24 protein-coding genes and 1 pseudogene are annotated in these 24,897 nt (G+C 62.1%); 16 read left to right on the top strand and 9 right to left on the bottom strand.

All coding sequences use genetic code 11. The features are described from left to right. Positions 1–136 precede the first annotated feature (136 nt). Positions 137–1,174, top strand: a complete 1,038-nt coding sequence (locus tag NXC14_RS04875) for a polysaccharide deacetylase family protein (protein ID WP_085777197.1) — start codon at positions 137–139, stop codon at positions 1,172–1,174. Positions 1,175–1,182: 8 nt separating this feature from the next. Here NXC14_RS04875 and pdxH read toward each other — a convergent pair whose 3' ends face one another. Beyond that, positions 1,183–1,803: a pyridoxamine 5'-phosphate oxidase gene (pdxH, locus tag NXC14_RS04870; RefSeq protein WP_085777196.1), complete on the bottom strand. Its 621-nt coding sequence runs from the start codon at positions 1,801–1,803 to the stop codon at positions 1,183–1,185. Between the two features lie 65 nt (positions 1,804–1,868). Here pdxH and NXC14_RS04865 point away from each other — a divergent pair, with 65 nt between their 5' ends. The 5 genes and pseudogenes from NXC14_RS04865 (at position 1,869) to NXC14_RS04845 (ending at position 6,532) form a co-directional block, all read left to right on the top strand. After that, positions 1,869–2,327 carry an RT0821/Lpp0805 family surface protein gene (locus NXC14_RS04865; RefSeq protein WP_064800911.1) on the top strand — a complete coding sequence of 153 codons (459 nt, stop codon included), beginning with the start codon at positions 1,869–1,871 and terminating at the stop codon, positions 2,325–2,327. 311 nt (positions 2,328–2,638) lie between these two features. Further along, positions 2,639–3,799: a DnaJ C-terminal domain-containing protein gene (locus tag NXC14_RS04860; RefSeq protein WP_085779983.1), complete on the top strand. Its 1,161-nt coding sequence runs from the start codon at positions 2,639–2,641 to the stop codon at positions 3,797–3,799. Positions 3,800–3,920: 121 nt separating this feature from the next. Then, entirely contained in the window at positions 3,921–4,739 is an 819-nt protein-coding gene (fabI, locus tag NXC14_RS04855) for an enoyl-ACP reductase FabI (RefSeq protein ID WP_085777195.1), read from the top strand. A gap of 20 nt (positions 4,740–4,759) precedes the next feature. Next, complete coding sequence (locus tag NXC14_RS04850) at positions 4,760–5,350, top strand: histidine phosphatase family protein (RefSeq protein ID WP_085777194.1); 591 nt, start codon at positions 4,760–4,762, stop codon at positions 5,348–5,350. A gap of 254 nt (positions 5,351–5,604) precedes the next feature. Then, positions 5,605–6,532 (top strand): annotated as a pseudogene (locus NXC14_RS04845) (IS110 family transposase). A 224-nt stretch (positions 6,533–6,756) separates the two neighbouring features. Here the strand turns inward: NXC14_RS04845 and NXC14_RS04840 are convergent. Then, entirely contained in the window at positions 6,757–7,017 is a 261-nt protein-coding gene (locus NXC14_RS04840; protein ID WP_003569889.1) for a DUF1344 domain-containing protein, read from the bottom strand. 369 nt (positions 7,018–7,386) lie between these two features. On the opposite strand from NXC14_RS04840, the gene aroC reads away from it, so the two are divergent. Both aroC and ribB read left to right on the top strand, forming a co-directional pair. Next, the gene (gene aroC / locus NXC14_RS04835) at positions 7,387–8,484 is read left to right on the top strand and encodes a chorismate synthase (RefSeq protein WP_085779982.1); all 1,098 of its coding nucleotides are present in this window, start codon (positions 7,387–7,389) and stop codon (positions 8,482–8,484) included. An 8-nt stretch (positions 8,485–8,492) separates the two neighbouring features. Further along, the gene (gene ribB, locus NXC14_RS04830; protein WP_085777193.1) at positions 8,493–9,596 is read left to right on the top strand and encodes a 3,4-dihydroxy-2-butanone-4-phosphate synthase; all 1,104 of its coding nucleotides are present in this window, start codon (positions 8,493–8,495) and stop codon (positions 9,594–9,596) included. Between the two features lie 181 nt (positions 9,597–9,777). Here ribB and NXC14_RS04825 read toward each other — a convergent pair whose 3' ends face one another. Further along, complete coding sequence (locus tag NXC14_RS04825) at positions 9,778–10,968, bottom strand: winged helix-turn-helix domain-containing protein (RefSeq protein WP_085777192.1); 1,191 nt, start codon at positions 10,966–10,968, stop codon at positions 9,778–9,780. 254 nt (positions 10,969–11,222) lie between these two features. Between NXC14_RS04825 and NXC14_RS04820 the strand changes: the two genes are divergently transcribed. Genes NXC14_RS04820 through NXC14_RS04810 form a run of 3 tightly spaced genes read left to right on the top strand, consistent with a single transcriptional unit; the run spans position 11,223 to position 13,093 of the window. Then, complete coding sequence (locus NXC14_RS04820) at positions 11,223–11,897, top strand: ABC transporter ATP-binding protein (protein ID WP_085777191.1); 675 nt, start codon at positions 11,223–11,225, stop codon at positions 11,895–11,897. After that, positions 11,897–12,505, top strand: coding sequence for an energy-coupling factor transporter transmembrane protein EcfT (locus NXC14_RS04815; protein WP_085777190.1), 609 nt, complete (start codon positions 11,897–11,899; stop codon positions 12,503–12,505). The genes NXC14_RS04820 and NXC14_RS04815 overlap by 1 nt, the downstream gene beginning before the upstream one ends. 24 nt (positions 12,506–12,529) lie before the next feature. Further along, a complete protein-coding gene (locus NXC14_RS04810; protein WP_011424275.1) occupies positions 12,530–13,093 on the top strand; it encodes a biotin transporter BioY in 564 nt (187 codons plus the stop codon). Between the two features lie 196 nt (positions 13,094–13,289). Here the strand turns inward: NXC14_RS04810 and NXC14_RS04805 are convergent, their stop codons facing one another. Then, complete coding sequence (locus NXC14_RS04805) at positions 13,290–14,429, bottom strand: acyltransferase (RefSeq protein WP_085779981.1); 1,140 nt, start codon at positions 14,427–14,429, stop codon at positions 13,290–13,292. Between the two features lie 596 nt (positions 14,430–15,025). Next, positions 15,026–15,919, bottom strand: a complete 894-nt coding sequence (locus NXC14_RS04800; protein WP_085777189.1) for a LysR substrate-binding domain-containing protein — start codon at positions 15,917–15,919, stop codon at positions 15,026–15,028. A 232-nt stretch (positions 15,920–16,151) separates the two neighbouring features. Here NXC14_RS04800 and NXC14_RS04795 point away from each other — a divergent pair, with 232 nt between their 5' ends. Next, on the top strand, positions 16,152–16,538 hold the full coding sequence (locus tag NXC14_RS04795) for an ectoine synthase (RefSeq protein ID WP_085779980.1): 387 nt from the start codon (positions 16,152–16,154) through the stop codon (positions 16,536–16,538). 93 nt (positions 16,539–16,631) lie between these two features. Here NXC14_RS04795 and NXC14_RS04790 read toward each other — a convergent pair whose 3' ends face one another. The 3 genes from NXC14_RS04790 to NXC14_RS04780 form a co-directional block, all read right to left on the bottom strand. Further along, positions 16,632–17,981 (bottom strand): SLC13 family permease, encoded by a 1,350-nt coding sequence (locus NXC14_RS04790; RefSeq protein ID WP_085777188.1) that lies wholly within the window; start codon positions 17,979–17,981, stop codon positions 16,632–16,634. 92 nt (positions 17,982–18,073) lie between these two features. Then, entirely contained in the window at positions 18,074–19,588 is a 1,515-nt protein-coding gene (locus NXC14_RS04785) for a malonyl-CoA synthase (RefSeq protein WP_085777187.1), read from the bottom strand. Further along, positions 19,585–21,009, bottom strand: coding sequence for a malonyl-CoA decarboxylase (locus NXC14_RS04780; RefSeq protein WP_085777186.1), 1,425 nt, complete (start codon positions 21,007–21,009; stop codon positions 19,585–19,587). The genes NXC14_RS04785 and NXC14_RS04780 overlap by 4 nt, the downstream gene beginning before the upstream one ends. Positions 21,010–21,174: 165 nt before the next feature. Between NXC14_RS04780 and NXC14_RS04775 the strand changes: the two genes are divergently transcribed. Further along, positions 21,175–21,825, top strand: a complete 651-nt coding sequence (locus NXC14_RS04775; protein ID WP_085777185.1) for a GntR family transcriptional regulator — start codon at positions 21,175–21,177, stop codon at positions 21,823–21,825. Positions 21,826–22,115: 290 nt separating this feature from the next. Here the strand turns inward: NXC14_RS04775 and NXC14_RS04770 are convergent, their stop codons facing one another. Then, positions 22,116–22,517, bottom strand: a complete 402-nt coding sequence (locus NXC14_RS04770) for a thioesterase family protein (RefSeq protein WP_085777184.1) — start codon at positions 22,515–22,517, stop codon at positions 22,116–22,118. Between the two features lie 266 nt (positions 22,518–22,783). Between NXC14_RS04770 and NXC14_RS04765 the strand changes: the two genes are divergently transcribed. The 3 genes from NXC14_RS04765 to NXC14_RS04755 all read left to right on the top strand — a co-directional run bounded on the left by NXC14_RS04765 (position 22,784) and on the right by NXC14_RS04755 (position 24,828). Continuing rightward, a complete protein-coding gene (locus NXC14_RS04765; protein ID WP_085777183.1) occupies positions 22,784–23,719 on the top strand; it encodes a histone deacetylase family protein in 936 nt (311 codons plus the stop codon). A 2-nt stretch (positions 23,720–23,721) separates the two neighbouring features. After that, a complete protein-coding gene (locus tag NXC14_RS04760; RefSeq protein WP_039618216.1) occupies positions 23,722–23,973 on the top strand; it encodes an exodeoxyribonuclease VII small subunit in 252 nt (83 codons plus the stop codon). A gap of 87 nt (positions 23,974–24,060) precedes the next feature. Further along, a complete protein-coding gene (locus NXC14_RS04755; RefSeq protein WP_085777182.1) occupies positions 24,061–24,828 on the top strand; it encodes an SDR family oxidoreductase in 768 nt (255 codons plus the stop codon). Positions 24,829–24,897 lie beyond the last annotated feature (69 nt).

Raw genomic sequence — 24,897 nt, 5'->3', positions numbered from 1 at the left:
TTGCGGCAACGCCTACGATTTTTCTAGTCTTTTCATCGCCTTGGTTAACAGAAAACGAAAGAAGCTGTGTGAAAGCGGGATTCAGCAAGGCTTAAGCCGCCGTTGCTAGTTTGTGGCAAACGACAATGGGCGGCGCATGACGGGGCAATTGAAGCGACTGGCAAAACGCGTGGCGATCGGCGCCGGGCTCGAGGCATCCTCGTTGATCGCCGCGGCCGGCCTGATGCGGCAGGCGCGCGGGCGCGGGGTCATCTTCACGCTGCACCATGTCCGCCCGCACGAGCCCCACGCCTTTGCGCCGAACGCGCATCTTGAAATAACGCCGCATTTTCTCGATGCGGCGCTCAGGCGACTGACGCGCGACGGCTTTCGCTTCGTGCGGCTCGACCAGCTGCCGGCGCTTCTGGCCGAACCCGAGGGCGGCCGGCCGTTTGCGGCCTTTACGCTCGACGACGGCTACATCAACAACATGGAGCATGCGCTGCCGGTGTTCGAGCGGCATCGGGCGCCTTTCACGGTGTTCGTCACCAAGGGTTATGCCGAACGTTCCCACAGCATCTGGTGGGAAACGCTCGCCGTCCTGTTGCGACGGCCAAAAGAAATCCGCTTCGATTTCGGCCACGGCAGCGAGCGGCTGGCCCTCGCCGACCCGCGGCAGCAATGGGATGCCTTCGACCGCTTCGCCGGGTATATCCACCGCTTCGACGAGGCGCGCGCCGTTGCCACCCTCGATATGCTGGCCCGGGAACACGGCATCGAGCCGACCGATATCGTGCGCGATCTGGTGATGGGACCGGTGCAGTTGCAGCGGCTCGCCCGACATCCGCTTGCAACGCTCGGCGCCCATACGAACAGCCATCGCGCGCTTGCCCGCCTGCCGGAGGCCGAAGCGCGGATCGAGATGGAAGTTTCGGCCGATTATGTCGAGGCGCTGACCGGCGCCCGTCCCGCCGCGATAGCCTATCCCTACGGCACGCCGGAGGCGGCGACCGCCCGGGAGGAGACACTTGCCGGCCGGCTGGGCTTTTCGGTCGCGGTCACGACGCAGCCGGGGCTGCCGGCGACTGGCAAGACCGGCTATCTCCCGCGCATGTCGCTGAACGGCTACTACCAGAAGCGGCGCTACGTCTCGGCGCTTGCTTCCGGCATTCCGCTGAAACTGATGGGCCGGTAGAGGGTAAGCTAAGGATACATCCGTACCTTTTCCCAGGCCCCGACTGGGGATGGGCGACGAAATTCGATGCGGTCATGCAGGCGGAACTGCTGATCTTTCCAGAATTCGATCGAGGTCGGCCGGATGCGGAAGCCCGACCAATAGGGAGGCCGGGGTATCTCGCCAATGGCGTAGCGGGCGGTGTATTCCGCCACCGCCTTTTCCAGCGCGAATCGGCTTTCGAGCGGACGCGATTGTTTGGAGGCCCAGGCGCCGATGCGGCTGCCGCGCGCCCGCGTCTTGAAATAGGCGTCGGCTTCGGCGTCGCTCACGATCTCGACAGGTCCGCGCAACCGCACCTGACGGCGCAGGCTTTTCCAGTGGAAACACATGGCGGCTTTCTTCTGCCCCAAGATTTCGCGACCTTTCTGGCTCTCGAAATTGGTGTAGAAGACGAAACCGTCATCGTCGAATCCCTTCAGGAGCACCATGCGGACATTGGGAAGACCATGCTCATCGACCGTTGCCAGCGCCACGGCATTGGGATCGTTCGGTTCGGAGGCCTCCGCTTCCTTCAGCCATTCGGCAAAGAGCTTGAAGGGCTCGCCACTTTCGGTAAAGTCACCGCTTGTTAACTCGTTTGCCGACATATTGGTTCAAATGCCCCGGATTATTCAAAACTCGCCCAGCTTTTGATAACTGGACAGGACGCAGGGTGGAAGTCATAGCAAAGTCATATCGCCATACAAAGGGCCTGCGGCAACGCAGCAGCGTCTTCCTGGTTGTCGGCGCCGCAATGCTGTCGCTGTCCGGCTGCCTCGCGGGCGGGATGGATTTCTTGAGCGAAGCCAAGGTCGACCGGTCGGTGGCCACCGGCACCGTGCCGCAGACGCCGCCGAGCACCGACACGCTTTCGGACGAGATGACAGTGCGCAACGCCGTGACCTCGGCCGATGTGCACAAGCTCGAAGGCCAGCCGCTTCCCTGGGCGAATGCATCGACCGGCAGCGCCGGCGTCATCGATACGATCGTCGAAAACAACGAATCGGGCCAGGTCTGCCGGCAGTTCCGCACGACGCGGCATTCCTATGTCGGGATCGCCAAATTCTACGGCAAGACCTGCCTCGTCGGCGGCGGCAACTGGCAGCTGCTGAGCTTCCAGCCGGAAAGCTAATTTCCGGCGTGAAAGTTAATGTCCGGCGGGAAATTTGATCTGCCGGAACCGATTCGGCGCGCGACAGTTAACGGCCGCCGGCTTTATCGCGAATGCTTAGCAAAGAGCTAACCATTTACGGCAAAACACTCCCCATCTCTCCACGGAAATAAGAAGTGATTAGCAACTCGGCCGCACGATCGGTGTCGAGAGTGGCTCTGCCTGCCTTTGCGGTCGGTGGCGCCTCACATGTTGATATTGGACTTCGAGATTGGGCGGGGATGCCGGGCAAGGACAGGCGTCACCCGCATCGCAACACCGGCGGTTTTGACATGCGCGATCCTTACAAAATTCTGGGCGTCAAGCGCGACGCGGCGGCAGAAGAGATCAAGGCGGCCTGGCGCAACATGGCCAAAGCAGCCCATCCCGACCACAATCAGGACGATCCGACGGCGACTGCCCGCTTCGCCGAAATCGGCCGCGCCTACGAAACGCTGAGAGACCCGCGCAAACGCAGCCTGTTCGACAATGCCATGCGGGCGGCGGAAGCCAAGAAGCAGGAACAGACGATCATGCAGCAGCGCCAGGCCGCGCGCGAGGCTGCGGCCCGCGCCAAGGCGGCGCAGGCCAATGCCGAGCGGGTGATGGAAGAGCTTGCGCGGGCTGCCCAGAAGGCCGCGGCCGAGGGCCCAAAACAGCAGGCCGGCACCGGCGAAGGTGCCGAGGAGATGGTCGAGCGCATTTTCGGCGCGCAGACACGCGCTGCGGCGGGCGGCCAGGCGCAGGGCCGCGCCCAGCAGACGCAGTCCCAGCAGACGCAGGGCCAGACACAGTCCGAAGCGGGCAAACGTGTGGATGGCGAGGCCCCCGAAGCCGAGGAGGAACCCGGCGAGACATCAAACAATGCCGCCAACCTGTCGCTGCCGCTCAGCATCCTGACATCGCTGGTACGCCGTTTCACCGGCGCCAAGGATAGCGGCCTCGAGAAAGCGCCGGACGAGGTGACGACGGCGACGGTCACGATCGACGACGTGCTGAAGAGCTGCTGGATCACCGCGTCGCTGCCGGAGGGTCGCGAAATCGGCTTCGCCTTGCCGGCGGGCACGACGGATGGTCACGAGATCCGGCTCAAGGGACAGGGCTTCAAGCTGCCGGGCATGCAGCGCGGCGATGCCGTCGTCAATATCCGCATCGCCCCCGATCCGCGCTTCACCGTCGATGGTTTCGACCTGCATGCCGTGCTGCCGATCAGTATCGAGAATGCCGTGCTCGGCACCGAGGCGCGCATCGAAGGCCCGGCCGGGCCGCTTGATATCACCGTTCCCGCATGGTCGGGCTCGGACAAGACGATCGCGATTCCCGGCCAGGGATTGCCGCGGGAAGACGGCAGCAGAGGCGATCTCGTCGTCGAATTGCGCATCATCCTGTGGGAAAAACCCGACGATAAGATCACAGATCTCATGCGGAGCATGCGCGAAGGCCTGTTCCTATGAAATTTTTATGACATTCGCACCCTTTGTTACGATCCCTAACAGTTGATGATCCAGGCCAAGCTTGAACCGATTAACGGCCTATGCCATAGGCAGGATCGATCAGAATCCTAGGGAGCGAAATATGGCTCAAGCATCCGGCCTCATGGCAGGCAAACGCGGCGTCATCATGGGTGTCGCCAACAATCGTTCGATTGCGTGGGGTATTGCCAAGGCCATTCATGCGCAGGGCGGAGAAGTTGCGCTCACCTATCAGGGCGATGCGCTGAAGAAGCGTGTCGAGCCGCTCGCAGCCGAAATCGAAGCGACGCTCGTCGGCCATTGCGACGTCGCCGACGAAGCCACCATCGACGCGGTTTTCGAGAATGTCGAAAGACTGTGGGGCAAGATCGATTTTCTCGTGCATGCGATCGGCTTTTCCGACAAGGACGAGTTGACCGGCCGCTACATCGACACCTCGCCCGACAATTTCAATAAGACGATGCAGATCTCCGTCTATTCCTTCACCTCGGTCGCACGCCGCGCCGAGAAGCTGATGACGGAAGGCGGCTCGATGCTGACGCTGACCTATTACGGCGCCGAGAAGGTGATGCCGAATTATAATGTCATGGGTGTCGCCAAGGCCGCCCTCGAAGCCAGCGTCAAATATCTCGCCGTCGACCTCGGGCCGCAGAACATCCGCGTCAACGCCGTTTCGGCCGGACCGATCAAGACGCTCGCCGCCTCCGGCATCGGCGATTTCCGCTATATTCTGAAGTGGAACGAATATAACGCCCCGCTGCGGCGCACCGTCACCATCGAGGAAGTCGGCGATGTCGGCCTCTATCTCCTGTCCGACCTTTCGCGCTCGGTCACCGGCGAAGTGCACCATGCCGACAGCGGTTATCATGTCATCGGCATGAAGGCCGTCGACGCGCCGGATATTTCGGTCGTCAAGGACTAAATGCCTCCGGAGTCTGGACCGTGCTTATCTATGTGATCAGACACGGTCAGACGGACTGGAACGCCGAGCGCCGCCTGCAGGGCCAGAAGGACATTCCGATGAACGCCATCGGCCTGGAACAGGCCCGTCAGAACGGCATCGAGCTGGCCAAGATCCTCGGCGATACGGTTGGCGAATTCGATTTTGTCGCAAGCCCGCTCGGACGCACGCGCGCAACGATGGAAATCATGCGCGCCGCCATGGGACTGCCGCCGCTTGCCTATCGCACCGATCCGAGGCTGGTGGAGATTTCCTTCGGAGACTGGGAGGGCTCGACGCTCAAGGAACTGAGGGCGACGCAGGCCGAGCGGGTGGCCGAACGCAATGCCTCGAAATGGGATTTCATTCCACCCGGCGACGATGCGGAGAGCTACGAGATCCTCTCCTGGCGCACAAGCGCATGGCTGCACTCCGTCGATCGCCCGACTGTCTGCGTCACCCATGGCGGCGTCATCCGCACGCTGTTCCAGGCGATTGCCGACCTGCCGAAGAGCACCGCCGCCGAAGGCGGTATACCACAGGACCGGATCGTCAGGATCGATACGCGCGAGCGGACAATCGTCTGGCTGTAGGCATCGCAGGGCTCTGCGCTCAGTGTTGGTCGGATTGGGATGGGAGCGAGTTGTTCGGCCCGGGGGAGATCGCCAATATGAGCCCCTTGCATGTTCAATTCGCGCTGATTGATGATCGGTGCGCACTCCGGCGGATGGCCATCCGCCGGAGTGCGGACGGCCGGGACCGCAGGCCCCTTGGCTTGAACCGGGGATGAGATTGGTCCGGCCGTCCTCGCGTTTGTCCTGAACAGATGATGGGGAGCAAGTCCCGCATGCAAGGCAAGGTTTCGTTCCAAGAAGACGCGATGCCGGTAGTTTATGCCGGTGTGGACGTGAGTAAAGAGTGGCTTGATGTTCATCTGCATCCGCTGGGCGAAAGCCGGCGGTTTAGCAATGACAAGACCGGCATCGACCAGCTGAAACGGCTGCTGGCCAGGCATCGGCCCAAAAGCATCGTGATGGAGGCAACCGGTAAGTTCCATCGCCCGCCCATCACTCGCTTTGGCTCGATGGCTTTGCCGTCGCCGTGGTCGATCCGTTGCGCGCGCGCATGTTTGCCCGCGCCTGCGGCTATCTCGCCAAGACCGATCGGCTAGATGCCCGTTTCCTGGCGCTCTTGGCCGAGAGCCTGCGCCCGCCGGCCGACACGCCGCCAAGTCCTCACATCGAGGCCTTGCAGGAGCTGGTCAATGCACGATCGGCAGCCAAATGCGACATCACCGCCCTGCAGAATCGCAGCAAGGCTGCCACCACTGCCTTTCTGCGCGGCGAACTCAACCGCCTTGTGCGACGGCTGGAACAGCATGTCGAACGTCTCGACAAAGAGATCGAACGATGTGTCGGCGAGGATCCGCAGCTCTGCCGCAAGGCCGAGATCCTCACCTCCATTCCCGGCATCGGCCGCGTCACGGCCCTGGCCTTGATGGCCGGCATGGACGAGTTGGGGACATGTTCGGGCAAACAGGCCGACGAACCGGACGTCGTTCCATCCGCGCCGGCAGGCCCGCACCCCGGCGCGCGCTCTACATGGCCGCCTTGTCGGCATGTCGCTACAATCCCGCGCTTGCTCGTTTCGCAGACACGCTCAAAGCCACAGGAAAACCAGCCAAGGTCATCCTTGTCGCCATCATGCGAAAGCTGCTCGTGCTGGCAAACTGCCTTCTATCTCAGAACCGTCTCTGGACACCAAATCCGCCTTGACAGCCAACACAGATTCTCATCCGGCTGTCGCCACCGAACCGGGCTCGAGCCACGTGTCTCGACCCGTCCTTCGGACCCAGGCTCGCGGGGCGACGGGACATGCCGCGCCCTCTCCGGTCCATTCGCTCTCGTGGGGCAAGTCCCTCGCCCCGCAAGCGGGGAGAGGGTTAGGGTGAGGGGCAGCCATTGGCGCCAACCTCACACGACCATTCTCCGGAAACTGCCTACTTGACGATATCGAGATCGTTGATGACGCGCTTGCCGTCGACCTCGGTGTAGAAGACGATGACCTTCACGCCGGCTTCGAGGCCGTCGAAATTGAATTCCTCCGGCGCCTGATAGGTCTTGCCATCGTCGAGCGTCAGCACGAGATTGGCCGTGTCGACCTTCTTGATCGTCGCTTCGACATCGGCGCTCTCGGCAAAACCGCTCATCGGCGACAGGAAACTTGCTGTGGCCAAAAGCGTGGCGACGACGAAACGCATGGCAACAATCCTCTTGAAACGCTGCACGAGAACACTGGCCACAGATAATCTCCTGAATATGGCGAAAATTGCCCGTAAGAATGGCTTTTCCCGCCCAATTGATGAATGGCATTTTAAACATAATCAAGGCGCTGCGTTAACCACGCGCTTCCCCCGCTGATCTCACCGCCTCTGCGGCCGGAACTGGATGGCGGCTGGCTTCCTGACGGCCATGCTGCCGCAAAGGAGCGAAACAGCATTTCCGCCGCTGCCGGTTTGACGCAAAGAAAGGCTTTTGCCTCGGCGGTTTTTTGGCCTATGAGTGTCGCGCCTTTTCAAGCAATGGCGCGGCCGGCGGCGACCGGCGCTCAGGCGCCGCCGTGGGAACACATGTCGCACAATACATTCGGTCACCTCTTCCGCGTAACCACCTGGGGCGAAAGCCACGGTCCGGCGCTCGGCTGCGTCGTCGACGGCTGCCCTCCGGGGCTGCGCTTCAAGCTCAAGGACCTGCAGGTCTGGCTCGACAAGCGCAAGCCCGGCCAATCCCGCTTCGTGACGCAGCGGCGCGAGGACGACCTGGTGAAGGTGCTGTCCGGCGTCATGCTCGATGCCGACGGCGAGACGATGATTACGACAGGCACGCCGATCTCCATGCTGATCGAGAACACCGATCAGCGCTCCAAGGATTATGGCGAGATCGCCCGGCAATACCGACCCGGCCACGCCGACTATACCTATGACCTCAAATACGGGATTCGCGACTATCGCGGCGGCGGCCGCTCCTCGGCGCGCGAGACCGCCGCCCGGGTTGCGGCCGGCGGCATCGCCCGCCTGGTCGTGCCGGGTGTCACCGTGCGCGGCGCCCTAGTGCAGATCGGCAAACACAAGGTCGACCGCAGCAACTGGGACTGGGACCAGGTCGGACAAAACCCGTTCTTCTCGCCGGATGCGGCAATCGTGCCGGTCTGGGAGGAATATCTCGACGGCATCCGCAAGGCTGGCTCGTCCATCGGCGCTGTTATCGAAGTGATCGCCGAAGGCGTGCCCGCAGGTCTCGGCGCGCCGATCTATTCCAAGCTCGATCAGGACATAGCCTCGCTGCTGATGTCGATCAATGCCGTCAAGGGTGTGGAGATCGGCAATGGTTTTGCCGCCGCCGAAACCTCAGGCGTAGACAATGCCGACGAGATGCGCATGGGCAATGACGGCACGCCGATCTTCCTTTCCAACAATGCCGGCGGTATTCTCGGCGGGATCTCGACCGGACAGCCGATCGTGGCGCGTTTCGCCGTCAAGCCGACCTCGTCGATCCTGACCGAACGCCAGTCGATCGACGCCGATGGCAAGAATGTCGACGTGCGCACCAAGGGCCGGCACGACCCTTGCGTCGGCATTCGCGCCGTGCCGATCGGCGAGGCGATGGTCGCCTGCGCCATTGCCGATCATTATCTTCGCGACCGCGGCCAGACAGGCCGTCTGAAATAGGAGCGTCCATGTCTTACGATCAGAAGCGCGTCGTCGACGCCATCAGGGCCTTCGAGGCCGGCGAAATCGTCGTCGTCATGGACGACAATGACCGCGAGAACGAGGGCGATTTGATCGTCGCCGCCGTCCACACCACGCCGGAGAAGATGGCCTTCATCGTGCGCCACACCTCAGGCATCGTCTGCGCGCCGATGCCGAAGGAAGAGGCCAAGCGCCTCAACCTCAACGCCATGGTGGCGGAAAACGATTCGGCCCACACGACCGCCTTCACCGTCTCGGTGGATTTCAAGCACGGCACGACGACCGGCATCTCGGCCGACGACCGGACGCTGACTGTGCGCAACCTTGCCAATCCGAATGTCGGAGCAGCCGATTTCGTCCGTCCCGGCCATATCTTCCCGCTGGTATCGCGCGAAGGCGGCGTGCTGATGCGCTCGGGCCATACGGAAGCGGCCGTCGATCTCTGCCGGCTCGCCGGCCTGCCGCCGATCGGCGTCATCTCCGAACTGGTCAATGACGACGGCACCGTCACCCGCGGGCCGCAGGTTGTCGATTTCGCCGAGAAACACGGGCTGAAGCTCGTCTCCGTCGCCGACCTCATCGCTTATCGCCAGCGCAAGGAAACGCTGGTCGAGCACGGCGCGAGCTTCGACATCGACACGCCGTTCGGCAAGGCCAAGGCCCACACCTATGCCCTGCCCTGGGACCCGATGCAGCATCTCGCCGTCGTCTTTGGCGACATCCGCGACGGCGTCGACATTCCGGTGCGCCTGCATCCGGAAAATGTCGCCGAGGATCTCTTCGGCAAGAACAGCCCGGTCGACTTCTACATGGAGAAGATCGCCGCCGAAGGCCGCGGCATCATTGTCTATCTGCGCGAGGGCTCCGTCGGCGTCGGCCATTACGACAATGGCCGCAAGGCCCGCAACCAGGGCCGCGAAGCCCATGCCGAGGCGCAGACGCGCGAGAGCGAATGGCTGGAAATCGGCCTCGGCGCCCAGATCCTTAAGGATCTCGGCGTCAGCTCGATCAAGCTGCTCACCAGCCGCGAGCGCCACTATGTCGGCCTGGAAGGTTTCGGCATCAAGATCAGCAAGACGGAGATCTGCTGAGGGTCAAACGAAAGCCGGATGGCAGCCCCTCATCCGCCTGCCGGCACCTTCTCCCCGCCCGCGGGGAGAAGGGGACATGTCGCACCGGCGTCCTCCATCTCAACGTTTGGCACGTCCCCTCGCCCCGTTTACGGGGAGAGGGTTAGGGTGAGGGGCAATCTGATGCGCTCTCTCGAGGAAATTATCCTCTCCACCCCTCCAAAAGCACCACCTTCTCCACGCCAGCAAACCGCGCCACCCGATCCAGCTCCGCCTCCAGCCTCTCCAGCCGCCCGGCTGAAGCCTTGACACCCGGTTCCAGCCAAAGCCGCCTGACATCGAGGGTCGATTTCTTGCGGTCCGCCTTCATGTCGATGCGGCCGATCAGGCGGTCGCCTTCGAGCAGCGGGAAGACGTAATAGCCATATTCGCGCTTGGCTTCGGGCACGAAGACCTCGATGCGATAGAAGAAGCCGAACAGGCGTTCGGTGCGACTGCGGTCGCGGATCATCGGGTCGAAGGGGCTGAGTACGCGGATGCGCGGCGGAGCGTCCGGATAGGTGTCAAGCGTCGAGAGAAAGTCGGCAAAGGCCCAGGAGGGGCGAGGCTTGCCGCCGGGCGCCGGTTCGATCAGCACTTCGGTCAGCTCGTCACGATGGGCTGATACCCAGGCCTTGGCCTCGTCGGGCGAGACCAGGTTCCAAAAGGCTGCGATTTCGCCGTGGGTGGCGAAACCGAGGCGGGCAAGCGCGCTGCGGCAGGCCCAATCGACGAAGTCTTCGCGGCTCACCTCCGGCTCGCGGAATTCAGCGGGGATAACGCGCTCGGTCAGATCATAGATCTTCTGGAAATTCGAGCGGCCGGCGATGGCGAACTTGCCGGTGTGCCAGAAATATTCGAGCGCCGTCTTGTTCGGATGCCAGTTCCACCAGCCGCCGGAGACGTGGCCATCGGCCTTGACATCGCGCGCCAGCATCGCGCCGTCGCGCCGCACACGTTCATAGGTCTCCTCGAAAGCCGCCTCGAAACCCTCGCCGCGCCACTTGCGCCAGCGCTCGACGAGGACTTTCTCCTGGTGGCGGAACTTGTGCTTCCAATAGACGAAGAAGGCGCTGGGCAGGATGGAGGCGTCGTGCGTCCAGTGCTCGAACAGCGCGCGCTCCTTTTCGAGCAGTGCCTTCAGATGCTCGCGCCGATAGGTCTGGTTGCGGGAAAACAGGATCTGATGATGCGCCCGCTCCACCGTCTGGATGCTGTCCACCTGGACGAAGCCGAGATCGTGGATCAACTGCAGCAGGCCGGCCTTGGTCAAGGCACGGTTCGGTGAGGCGCTGAGGCCCTGCTTGGCAAGAAAGACACGGCGGGCATCGGAATTGGACAGCAGATTCGTCATGCATCCATCATAACGCGGAAAATCTTCCTAGCCACCCGATATCGACAGCGAGATTTGCTCTTTGTAGAAGCAGTGCTGTCGGGTTGGCGCCAATGGCTGCCCCTCACTGGGCGAGGGGATGTGCCCTGCGAGGGGCCCGCGGGGAACCGAGAGGGCGCGGCATGGTCCCTTCGCCCCGTTTACGGGGAGAAGGTGCCGGCAGGCGGATGAGGGGCATCGGCAACCCCTCCGGTAGAAAATGCGAGGGAATTAGTTTGGATATTCGCTTCGAAGGCGCCGGTGTCAGTTTCGGGGCGCGGGTGGCGCTCGAGCCGCTGACGCTCGGCATCACCGGCAAACGGATTGGCATCATCGGACTGAATGGCTCGGGCAAGACAACCTTTGCGCGGCTGATCAATGGGCTGACCAAGCCGACCACTGGCCGCGTCATGGTCAACGGCCGCGACACGGCCGACGAGAAGACTGTTGGCGCCGATGTCGGCTTCATCTTCCAGTCGCCGCAGAACCAGATCATCCTACCGATCGTCAAGGACGACATCGCCTTCGGGCTGAAGCGGCGCGGCTTCAGCAAGGCTGAGATCGAGGCAAGGGTCCAAGGCGTGCTGGCCCGCTTCGGCGCCGAGGCGCTAGCCGATCGCCGGGCGCACGAGCTTTCCGGCGGCGAGCTCCAGCTGGCGGCGCTCTGCTCGGTGCTGGCGACCGGCCCGGGCATTCTCATCCTTGACGAGCCGACCAACCAGCTCGATCTCAAAAACCGGGCTCTGGTCGAGAGGATCATCGCCGGACTGCCGGAAAGCGCCATCGTCATCACCCACGACCTTGAGCTGATTGCCGGTTTCGATCGGGTGCTCGTGTTTCACGAAGGGCGGCTTGCCGCCGATGCGCCTGCGGCCGAAGCGGTCGCCCGCTATCGGGAGATCGCCGCCTGATGCAATCGCTCTACGTCGAAGGCAACAGCCCGATGCACCGGCTTTCGCCACGGGCAAAGCTCCTGTCGCTGACGGCCTTCGCCATCCTGCTGTTCATCGGCCACAATCTCCTCCTGCTCTCGGGCGCCGTGCTGGTGGCGGCGGTGCTCTACGGCACGGTCGGCCTGCCGCTCGGCGAGGCGTTGCGACGGCTGCGGCCGATCTTCATGACGATTGCGGTCGTCGCCCTCTTCAACTTCATCTTCAATCCCTGGCAGGCGGCGCTCGTGCCCGTGCTACGGTTGACGGCGCTGATGCTTCTCGCCGCCAGCGTGACGGCGACGACTTCAATTACCGAGTTCATCGACGAGGTGACGGCGCTTGCCAGCCCGCTCGAACGCACCGGCGGGGTTCAGGCCGATGATATCGGCCTTGCTCTCGGACTGGTGCTGCGCTTCGTGCCTGAGATCGTCAACCGTTACCAGGCGATCCGCGAGGCGCACAGGGCGCGTGGGCTGAAGGTCCGGCCGACAAGTATGCTTGCGCCGCTGATCATTCTGACGCTGAAGGACGCGGATAATGTCGCCGCGGCGATTGACGCGCGCCGCATTCGGCGGCATGGAAGTTAACGATCTTTTAATACGGAGTTCATGATGAGCACCCGCGACCTCGTCCTTACCGCCCTCTTTGCCGCGATCATCGTGGCGCTCGGCCTGCTGCCGCCGATCTCGCTCGGCTTCATTCCGGTGCCGATCACCGCCCAGTCGCTCGGCGTCATGATGGCCGGCGTCGTGCTCGGCGCCCGGCGCGGCGCGATCGCCGTGCTGATCGTGCTGCTGCTCGTCGCGATCGGCCTGCCGGTGCTTTCCGGCGGCCGCGGCGGCCTGGCGATCTTCGCCTCGCCGACAGCGGGCTTCCTCGTCGGCTGGATCTTCGGCGCCTTCGTCACCGGCTATCTCAGCGAGCGCCTGGTCAACCATGGGCAATCCGGCCTGGTGCAGACGGTGAGCTTCTTCCTCGCCGCCATGATCGGCGGCATCGTCGTGCTCTACGCCTTCGGCATCACCTATCTCGCCACCGTCGCAGGCCTCGGCTTCACGAAAGCCTTCGTCGGCTCCATGGCCTTCATCCCGGGCGATGTGATCAAGGCCGTCGTCGCCGCCCTCCTCGGCCGCGCGGTCATGGTCGGCTATCCCCTGCTGCCGGCGCGCGCTTGAGCGTTTAGGGCCTATCCGTACCGTCAGTGGCCGCCTTCCACCGAAGGTGGCCACTGCGTATTAGAGGATGTCGCATGGATGCTCGGGGCAAGCCCGAGCAGGACGGAGAGTGGGGTCAAGGTCGAGGCAAGAGCCGAGAAGGGGGAATTCGGACATCATTGCGCCTCGGGCCTACTCCCTCTCCTCAATTTTACCCCTAGACCCGAGACTCCCTCGCCAGAAAAACGGCAGCCCGTTGCCCAAGTCGATCGAGCAATCCTCGCAAAAGGGTCCGCATCGGCGGCTCTCCCCATTTGCATACGGCAAGCGACATGGCGCAGATGATCGCGACGGCCAAAGCCAGTGCCAGCAGCGGCGCCATTCCGCGGGCGGTCAGCCAGTCGAGAAGCTGGACGCCGATGGCGAGATGCAGGAGATAGAGCGGATAGGTCATCGCGCCGAAGGTTTTCACCGATCGAAGCAACAAGGTTGGCAGACGGCTGATCCGCTTGGCATAGCCGACGCTTGCGACGATCGATATCAATCCAGCCAGCCAGATTGCGATTGCGGGAAAGGAGGAGAAAGAATGACCCGCTGCGGCGAGCGTGCGGTCGCTGCTGTTCTCTCCGGCCATGTAGATCTGGGCGCCCCCCGCCGCCAAGGCGCAGAAGAAGCCCAGCCAGGATATCCCACTCATCCGGCCTTGGGACAGCAGCCAGATATAGATGCCGACGGCAAATTGGCAGCCGTAGTAAAAGGGGATGGCCCGCCAGGCGGTCTCGGTGAACATGTCCTGTATGGCTGCATCGGGAACGGCGTAAGACAGCGCGATGAAAGCCGCGCTGGCCAGCGACAGGCCGAGCGCCAGGGCGGACATCCTCGTCTTCTGCCCGGTCGCGCACATGATGAAGACGATGGCGTAGAAGCAAATCTCGCATGCCAGGGTCCAATACTGGCCATCGATCCAGGGCCCCACGGGATAGAGCGTGATCGAGCGCAGATAGTTCATGAGGATGCGCCAGTTGACGTCCTGTGTGGCAATGACGATCAGCGTCAGCGATGCGCAGATCCATACCGCCGGATAGAGCCGCAGAATACGCCCCCTGAGAAATGACAGGGCACTGGCGGAAGCGGCGGAATTGACGATGACGAAGCCCGATATGACGAAGAACAATTCGACGCCGACCCATCCGGGCTGGGCGACATTCTCGATCGTCGGCATTTTGTACGGTCTGAGATATAAAGGCGAGGCCCAGGAAGTAAATCCGAGATGGAACACTGTCACCATCAGGGCACATGCAAAACGCAGTGCGTCGATCCCGTAAATATACGGGTTTCCCGCCGCAGATTTAGCCATATTGATTGTCTCCAACACCTTCGCCCAGCCCGCCTCGACAGACATAGGGCTCAAGTTTCCTGTGACGACCCATAAATTGGATTGCGTGTTGGATCCGTCCGTCTATTCGTCCGTCAGATCAGTTCCGCAATCCTCGAGCGGGCCTGACATTCCGGCCTATTTGGAGGCCTGGTACGGAGTGGAGTTCGGGCAACAAAAAACCGCCTTGAGGCGGTCGGGCATGCTATCGATTTCCGTTTGATCTAGTCTCCTCCACCGTCCCCGCCACCTCCGTCGCCGCCATCGCAGCCCCCGTCATCAGAGACCTCGAACCCAATTCCGCCATCGCCACCCGAATCGGGACTGCGCCTGGTATTTGCGGTGGTCTGGGCAGTTGTTCCGGCTTTTACCGCGGTTACGGCGAAAGCGAGGAGGCCTGCAACGAGCATGGTCGTCAGAAGATATGAATCCAATCAGTTTCCTTTCGTTTGCTTCAGGAAATCGCGTTTCCTGATCAAAAGTGTAGATTATTTTTCAATCGCCGCAATAGCACCAATATGAAACTTTCATGACATTTCAGCTCGGGTCAAAACGAGCCAGGCCCCGTGGTTTCCAGCCTATTCCATGGTCGGCGGGCCGCCGGATCGACACTCCGCCGTGAACCATTCCGCAAAGCGGCGAACCGGCTTCTTCGCCCAGGAGCTGGTGATCAGGTAATAGCCTTGAGTCTCTGCCGTCGAAATGTCCGAGAGCACAACGAGGTCGCCGCGATCGATCTCTCGCCGGAACACTTCGACAGGGCATAGTGCGACGCCATGCCCAGCGATTACCGCCGTGGCAAGAATGTTGAAGTCCTGGAATATCGGCCCGCGAAGCGGGTCGGGCGCCGTTATCTCAGCCTTTCGGAACCATTCTTTCCAGCCGTCCATGGATTCATCGTGCAGCAGTTCGGCTGCCGCAAAGGGAACGCCGTCGGCCATCCAGTTTCGCCTTGCCAGATAATGAATGCTGGCCACCGGCTGGTTGCGCCTGGAGAAAAGCAGGCGGCTCTCCCGTCCCCCTGACACGTCTTCTCCCATGGTAATGAGAACATCCAGGCTTTCATCATCGAAGCGCTCTTCCGCTTTTGCATAGACGATCCTGACATCAAGATCAGGATCGCTCTCCCGAAAAGATGGAAGTGCCGGAACCAGCCAGCGCGACGCGATCGAAGGAATGCATCCCACGGTTATCGAACGCATATTGTGGTCTCTGCGCACGTTGCCGGTGGCGTGGGCGATGGCGACCAGCGAGCCCGAAACGGCCAGGTAATATTCGGCGCCCGCCGGCGTCAGTGCAACGCCGCGTCCGGATTTTTGCAGCAGCTTGCGTCCCATCCATGTCTCCAGATGTTTGATCTGGTGACTGATCGCGGCATGGGTCACGTGCAGTTCGTCTCCGGCCTTTGAAAGACTCATGAGCCGGGCGGTTGCTTCGAAGGCTCTCAATGCGTTCAGCGGCGGCAGTTGCATATGTTCGAATTCCTCACATAAGCAGCAGGATCCATTGGCCGCCCGATATGTCGAATCTTTTAGTATCACTCGGAACATGCCGGAGAATATCCGATCGCCCTCGGCCCGCGCCAGATTATATGTAGAATATTCTAACAAGTCTCTCAAATTAGATCATTTGAAAGAGTCGCGGCTGCAGTGCCTAATGGATCACGGAGATCAAAACATCTCAGCCATTCGCGAGGAGACGAACATGTTTGTGAGAAGCCTGAGAGAAGTCGAGCAGACCGAGCGTTTCGTCGATTGGGGCAATGGCACAAGCCATCGTCTGCTGACCAGGGATGACGGGATGGGGTTTACCGTCTGCCACACCGTTGTTCGCGCCAACACCGAAGCCCTGCTGCAGTACCGCAACCATCTGGAGGCCTGCTACTGCATCCAGGGAGCAGGCGAGGTCGAGGATATGGACGGCAATGTCTTCCCCATCCGCGCCGGCGATATCTACGTTCTCGACAAACACGATCGGCACTATTTGCGGGGTGGCAAGGATGAGGATCTCATCCTCGTCAGCGTCTTCAATCCACCATTGAATGGCACGGAACGTCACGATCTAAGCAATAGAAGCGGTTCGGAATACTGAGCCGGCCGCCCCGCCCGCACACCACGCCGTTCAGGTTTTTCGCCGCCGCGGGCGATGGTCCGGGGCGGAAAGCGATGGGTTCGGCGGTGGCCGTCAAACCAGCCCCGGCACGACGAACACCAACCAGGCGACGATCGGGCCGATAATCGCAATCAGCGCGCTATAGATCAGCAACTGCTTGAGGACCTGCTCTCGCCTGTCATCCGGCGCATTGGCAACCACGAGGGCGCCATTGGTGGAGAAGGGGCTGGTATCGACGATCGTCGTCGAGATGGCGATGGCCGCGACCACGCCTATGGCGCTGACATGTCCCTGCATGAGGAACGGAACCGCAAGCGGGATGATGGCGCCGAGCAGCGCGGTCGAGGATGCAAAGGCCGAGACGATGGCGCCGGTAAAGCAAAGCAGGAGCGCCACCAGCAGCGGCATGCCGAGACTGGATATGCCGTTCGCGACATAGTCGACCGTACCGGCCTTCTCCATGACGCCGACATAGGTGATGATGCCGGCAATCAAAAGCACGGTCGACCAGCTGACCTTGTCGATGGCCGCCTTCTGGGTCTTCGGGGACAGCAGCGCCAGCGCAACGGCGACGGTCATGGCGACCAGACCGACATTGAACTTGAAAACCAGGGCGCCGATGCCGAGCGCCGTCAGGCCGATCAGGGTGGTGATTCTCTCATTGTTCAGACGCAGCGTCGCCGCCGTATCGGCCGCCGTGCCGTAGGCATGGTCCCGGATCGGCTTTGCCGGCGTGCCGCCGTGGCCCCTGATCGAGGCCGACACGCCCTCGGGATGCAGTTCGAGCAAGGGGCCAGGTGATGTTGCCGGCGCGTGCTTCATGACCTTTGCGCCGCCGAAGGCGAAGAACACCAGCACTGATATCGCCAGGTTGAAGAAAAAGCTCGAGAGAAACAACGACGTCGGAGCGAAAGGCAGGCCGGCCTTCGCCACGATCTGGTTGGTGATGCCGCCATAGATGCTGATCGGTGAAAAGCCGCCTGCCTGGGCGCCGTGGATCACCATGAGACCCATCATCACCGGGTGAATGCGGTACTGAATGGCAAAGCTCAGGGCCACAGGGGCGAGAATGGCTACTGCGGCCGGCCCAAGCGCGCCGAAACCGGTGATGACGGCGGCGACGAGGAACATAACCCAGGGGATCAGGCCGATGCGTCCACGCACCAGGCGCACGGCGCATTCGACCAGCCAGTCGATGGTGCCGTTGATCTGCGCGATGGCGAAGAGGTAGGTGACGGCGACGAGCGTCAGGAACAGATCGCTCGGGAAGCCGGCAAAAATATCGCCGGTCTTCATGCCGATTGTCATGGAGCCGAGGACGAAGGCGCCGGCAAAAGCGAGCGCGCCCATGTTGATCGGCTGGATCGTCGCAATGATGAACATCGCGACCAGCAGGCCTATGGCCAGTATTTCAATACCCATGATTCCCCTCCCTCCGGTGCCTCCAGCGCCGTAGCTGTTGCGTTCAAGTTTGATGCGGATGCCGACACGCCTCCTCCCAGAGGGCGGTCGCCTTACGTCCTGGTGTAAAGATCGGCGTATTGCTGCCGCAGGATGTTCTTCTGAACCTTGCCCATCGTGTTGCGCGGCAGGTCGTCGGCGAAGATGATGCGTTTGGGTTGCTTGTAGCGCGCGAGGCGGTCTTGGAGGGCGCTGACAATGCTCTTTTCATCCAGGACGGCGCCAGGCTTGCGCACGACGACGGCGGTGACGCCTTCGCCGAAATCCGGGTGCGGCACGCCGATCACAGCGCTTTCGACGACACCGTCGATCTGGTCGATCTCGCTCTCGACCTCTTTCGGATAGATGTTGTAGCCGCCCGAAATCACCAGATCCTTGCCGCGGCCGACGATGTGGACATAGCCGTCCCGATCAATCTTGCCGAGATCGCCGCTGATGAAGAAACCGTCGGCGGTGAATTCGGCCGCGGTTTTCTCCGGCATGCGCCAATAGCCCTTGAAGACGTTCGGCCCCTTGATTTCGATCATGCCGGTTTCTTCAGGCGGCAGCACCTGTCCGGTGGCGGGATCGGTCACCCGCACCGTCACGTCAGGCAGCGGCAAGCCCACCGTCCCGGCAATCCTCTTTCCGTCATAGGGGTTCGACGTGTTCATATTGGTTTCGGTCATGCCGTAGCGCTCGAGAATCGCGTGGCCTGTCCGCGCCTGGAACGCGGTATGCGTCTCTGCCAGCAGCGGCGCCGAGCCTGAGATGAACAGGCGAATGTTGGCCGCCGCCTGTTTGTCGAAGCGCGGGCTTTGCAGGAGACGCACGTAGAAGGTCGGCACGCCCATCAGCATCGTTGCCTGCGGCATCAGCGAAACGACCTCATCGGCGTCGAACTTCGGCAGCAGGAACATCGAGGCGCCGGCGAGCAGCGTGACGTTGGTGGCGACGAAGAGCCCGTGCGTGTGGAAGATCGGCAGGGCATGAATCAGCCGGTCATCTGATGTGACGCGCCAGTAGTCCCGCAGGGTCAGGGCGTTGGAGAGCAGATTTCCATGGGTGAGCATCGCTCCCTTCGAACGGCCCGTTGTTCCCGAGGTGTAGAGGATCGCGGCCAGATCATCGGCGGCGCGCGAGGCATCGACAAAGTCGGCCGGCTCGTCGCGCGCAAGATCGAGCAAAGAGCCGCTGCCGTCGGCATTGAGCGTTTCGACGATCGCGCCGTGGCGTTTGGCGATGGACTCCACGCCTTCCCGGGCGGCCGGGGCGACGACCACCAGACGCGGCTCCGCATCACCGATGAAATAGTCGAGCTCGGCCAGCGTATAGGCGGTGTTGAGCGGCAGGTAGACGGCACCGCTGCGAAGACAGGCGAGATAGAGGATGAGCGCCTCGACGCTTTTTTCGACCTGCACCGCAACCCGGTCGCCGGGGCGGATGCCGAGCGTGTCCATCGCGCCGGCGACGCGGCCGGAAAGAGCGAAGGCGTCGTCATAGGTCCATATGCGGGTGCTATCGATCCGGATGAACGCTGCGTCGCCGGGCGCGGCGGCCCGCATGGCGTCGAAAAGATGGTTGCTCACTTTCGCCCTCCTCCAAGCGTGGAATTCATCAGTTGTACGAATGCTCGAGAGCCCTGCTGGCCATGGCCGCCGCGGCGGCCGTCATCGCTCTGGCTGAGCAGGTTTTTGACGGCGGGCGAGGCGATCACTTCGCCGCGCTGCGCCAGCGCCTCGTGGTTGGCGACGATGTCGTCGAGCTTGTAGAGGTAATTGACCATCAGACCGTGCGCCTGCTGGATAGCCTTGGGCGAGCGGTCGCCGAGGAAATTCAATCGTTCAAGCCGCGCGCCATTGCCGAGATGGAAGCGGGCAACGGGATCGACGGGACGGCCCTTCGGCGTCCGCTCGGTCAGGAAGTAGCGCGCCGCAAGCGGCAGCAATACGCGCTCCACTTCGGCCGCGCCGTTCTCCTTGCCGGGCCAGTTCGGATCGTCGAGCAAGGCCAGCGTTTTCAGGGCCGCTTCGGATAGAACCAGACCGTCTGCCGAGGCGCGGACCTTGGCAAGCCAACGGGCAAGGCCCGGGACCGGCGACAGTGTGACGAAATTCTTCAGGCCGGGCAGGTCCCGGCGCAGGTCTTCCACGACCTGCTTGATCAGGAAATTGCCGAAGGAGATCCCGCGCAGGCCATCCTGGCAGTTGGAGATCGAATAGAAGACGGCCGTCGTCGCCTCGTCGGCATTGATCTGCTCCCTGCCCTCATCGAGCACATCGGCGATCGCCTTCGGCACGGATCGGGTAAGCGCCACCTCAACGAAGACGAGCGGCTCGTCGGCCAGTCGCGGGTGGAAAAAGGCAAAGCATCGACGGTCGGCCGGCGCCAAGCGACGGCGCAACTCCTCCCAGCTGGCGATCTCATGCACGGCCTCGTATTTGATGATCTTCTCCAGGATGTTTGCCGGCGTCGACCAGTCGATGGGTCGCAGCGTCAGGAAGCCGCGATTGAACCAGGAGCCGAACAGATGTGTGAAGTCGGCATCAAGCGCGTCATAGGCTTCTGATCGGTCTTTGGAAGCAAGCAGTTGCTGACGCATGCGAACGAGCGTGGCGGTGCCGTTCGGCGCGTGATTCAACCGGCGCAGAAGCTCCTGCCGCCGCGGCTCGGCTGCCTGGTGGAGCGCAATAACGGCGGCCGAACTCTTGTCGGTGCGGTAGCGTTCAATCGCCTGGTCGAGCTTGCTCGCATCAGGCCCGAATTTTTCGTGAAGCATCTGGAGGAATGCCTGCGCGCCTTCGCTGTCGAGGGCCTCCCAGCGATCAAGTATCTCGGCCGCAAGGGCCATGCCGGATGCTTCGCCCCGGCTCGACAGCAGCATTTCACAGAGGGTCTGAAGATCGGCTTTGGCGGCGGCCTGTGTGTTGCGCGAGCCGGAAAACAAAAGCTGGCGACCGTGATCCGTGATGCTTTGCAGCATGTCGGTGAAGAAAGACGCCTCGGGCATGCCATTCTCCTCTCTTCCGAAGACCAGCCGTATTGTGCGGCCATTCAGACCATCTGCTTCCCATCGCCGGGCTTCATCGGTAGTATGTAGAGTGTCATCTTTCGTACACGGCGTCAACATTCGTGTATACAAGAATGGCGCTTGTGTATGAAGGATGCGAGACAAATGTCAGAGAATGCCGGCCGGTGGCTTCGGGATGAGATTGAAAACGCGATACTTTCCTACGAGTTCGCCCCCGGTGAACGGCTTGATGAAACGGTGCTTGCCAATCGGTTCGGCGTTTCGCGAACGCCGGTGCGCGAGGCGTTGATGCAGCTTGACGCCATCGGGCTGATCGAAATGCGCCCGCGCCGCGGTGCGATCGTGATAGATCCCGGGCCGCACCGGATCTATGAGATGTTCGAGGTGATGGCGGAACTCGAAGGCCTGGCGGGATCGCTCGCCGCGCGCCGGCTGGACAAGGCCTCCCGGGAAGCGATCACCGCCACCCACAGCCGATGCGAACAATCGGCCGGCGCCGGCGACAGCGATGCCTATTATTACGACAATGAGGAATTCCATAAGGCGATCTACGCGGCAAGCCGCAGCGATTTCCTTGAGGAGCAATGCCAGCAACTGCATCGACGCCTGCGGCCGTACCGCCGCCTCCAGCTGCGCGTGCGCAATCGCCTGTCGACCTCCTTCTCGGAACATTGCGCCATCGTCGACGCGATCTTTGCCGGAGATGGAGATGCCGCCCGCCGCCTGCTGCGAACGCATGTCGGCATTCAGGGCGAGAGGTTCAGCGATCTGGTGGCCAGCATGGCGTCGAGGTGACGAGAGCCCCAAATTTCAGCCGGCGGAAAGCCGAGCCGCATCGCGGAGATCAAGAAAACCATCTGCGTAAAAACCGAAGCACCGGGCTCTTACTCTTGAGGTTCATCTCCACGATGCGGGGAAAAGAAAGTGTTTTTCTTATTGCGCCAGGCCGAGAGAAGTGCTTTCCAAAAATGCCGCAGCGCCAGAAGCTGCGCGGCTCTGTGTTCCATACATGAACGTCACGACGTCGTCGGCGTCCCACCGACCGGTCTCTCGCTCGTCCTTCATCGCTACCTGCCGCAACGCCCCTAATCCAAAAACCCATACAGCCAGTCGCGCGTTTCCTCCGGCAGGGAGGCCGGCTGCTCGTCCTCTCTGTTGCGGGCCTGCCAGATGATCTCGACCTCGGCGGCGCGCTCCTCCCCCGTGTCGATCGAAACCAAAAAGCCGATGGAGCGCACCCCGATCTTGTCGATGGCGGCGGTGAAGATTGCCGGCTCGTCATGGTGCAGCGGGCGGTGAAGCATGCAGGAGATCTTGCTGGCGCTATAGAGCGGTTCGTCGTCTACATCGGGCCGTGCCGACCAGAAGCTCGCAATGACGGATTCAGCGTAAGAAATATAGGAAGCCAGGAACATCTTGCCGTTCATATCGACATCGCGAAACGGCACGCGTATTTCCGTCACCCCAGGACGCTTTGACTCACTCATCAACAATACTGCCTTACAACATTCCCCCAAACCGACATTACTGCATAATTCATTGGATCGAAACAGATTTGATTCAAAGCGTTAGAGCCTGGCTTGCAGGTTCTCGAAGGCGCGCCGCGGGTATGACGATGCGATCGGAGCAAATATTGCGAGCAACGGTTCGCGTCCCCGAGCGTGGGCAAGCGCCGCGGGAGCACTTGTTGAAATCGGCGGGCGATGCCCCATCTGCTGTGGAACATGATAGAAGCGGCCGATAGAGTGTCTCCATGAGCACCCGTCTTTACGAACACCCGATCTTCCTGGAACATGTGACGCCCGCCGGACACCCCGAGCGGTCGGACCGGATCCGCGCCATCAACGTCGCGCTGGAGCATCCGAATTTCGAACGGCTGGAGCGCCGGCAGGCGCCGCAGGCGAGCGAGGATGCGGTGCTGCTTGCCCATCCGGAGGAGCATCTTGCCGCTGTCATAAGGGAGATTCCCGAGGAAGAGGATCGGATCAACCAGCTCGAAGCCGATACCTATGCCAGCGTCAAGAGCCTGCAGGCGGCGCTGACCGGCATCGGCGGCGCGATGGCGGCGGTGGACGACGTCTTTTCCGGCCAGGCCGACAATGTCTTCGTCGCCGCCCGTCCGCCCGGGCACCATGCCGAGAAGATGACGGCGATGGGCTTCTGCTTCTTCAACAATGCGGCGATCGCCGCCCGCCATGCGCAGAAGAGGCACGGCGCCGAGCGCGTCGCCATCGTCGATTGGGACGTGCATCACGGCAACGGCACCCAGGATATCTTCTGGGACGATGCCTCGGTGCTGTTCTGTTCGACGCATCAGATGCCGCTCTATCCCGGCACCGGCGCTAAGGAGGAGAAGGGCAAGCACAATACCATCGTCAATGCGCCGCTTTCGCCGAATGTCGGCAGCGACCATTTCCGCGAAGCGTTCAAATCGCGCGTGCTGCCGGCGCTCGACGATTTCCGGCCGGATCTGATCATCATCTCCGCCGGCTTCGACGCGCATCACCGTGATCCGCTGGCGCAGATTAATCTGACGGGTGAGGATTTCGACTGGGCGACGGGCAGAGTTCTGGAACTGGCCGACCGGCACGCGAAGAACCGGGTCGTCAGCCTGCTCGAAGGCGGTTATGATCTCGAAGGGCTGGCCGAATCGGCGGGCATGCATATTCTGAGAATGATGAAGGGTTGAGAATGACTGACAGCGCCAAGCCTGAAGTATCAGGCCTTTCCTTCGAAAAGGCGGTCGCCGAACTCGAAAGCATCGTTGCCCGGCTGGAACGCGGCGACGTGGCGCTTGATGAATCCATCGAAATCTATGAGCGCGGCGAAGCGCTGAAGAAACATTGCGAGACGCTGCTTTCGGCGGCCGAGAACCGCATCGAGAAGATCAGGCTCGACCGCGCCGGCAGGCCACAGGGCGTCGAGCCGCTGGACGGCGCCTGAGCGTAGCGAACGCGGCACTTGAAGACGCTTGGCGATCGGCTTCCGGTCGATCTATGATCCCCTTCCGGAACCATCAGGGGACAAACAATGACGGACAGATTGAAGGGCAAAATCGCCATCATCTCGGGCGGCGCGACCGGCATGGGGGGTGCTGCCTCGAAGCTGTTTGCGGCCGAAGGCGCGCGCGTTGCGATCATCGACCGCAATGGTCAGGCGGCCGCCGAGACCGTGAAGCAAATCCGTGATGCCGGCGGCGAGGCCGACTGCTGGACGGCCGATGTCTCGGACGAAGCCGCCGTCAATGCCGCCGTGGCCGGCGTCGAGGAACGCTATGGCGCGGTGACGGTCCTCTTCAATCATGCCGGCACCATCGTCATCAAGCCTTTCCTGGAGACGACGCTTCAGGAATGGGACTGGCTGCACGCCGTCAATGTGCGCTCGATGTTCCTGATGACCAAGGCGGTGCTGCCGAAGATGATCGCCGCCGGCGGCGGATCGATCGTCTGCACCTCGTCGATCTCGGCGGTCGCCGCCACCCCGATGGAAGTGCTCTACGACACCACCAAGGGCGCGGTGCACATGTTTGCCCGCGCCATCGCCGTCGAGTTCCGCGACCGAAACATCCGCTGCAACGCCGTCTGCCCCGGTTTCATCCGCACGCCGCACGGGCTGCGCGAGGTCGCCGACCTGCAGGCGCTCGGCGTCGATGTTTCGGATGCCGCCATCGCCGCGCAGCAGGGACGGATCGGCGAACCGGAAGACGTGGCGCGCGCCGCCCTTTATCTCGCCAGCGATGAATCGAGCTTCGTCAATGGCGCTCATCTCTTCGTCGATAACGGCTTCACCGCAATCTGACATCATGGAGCCTCTTCGGCACATCCTGTTGGACGCGCGGCGCTGCAGGGACTATCTGTGGTCGACGTC

It is taken from the genome of Rhizobium sp. NXC14 (assembly GCF_002117485.1).
Lineage (GTDB): Bacteria > Pseudomonadota > Alphaproteobacteria > Rhizobiales > Rhizobiaceae > Rhizobium.
Note: the sequence above shows the minus strand (reverse complement) of the source record. Positions and strands in the feature narration are given on the sequence as shown.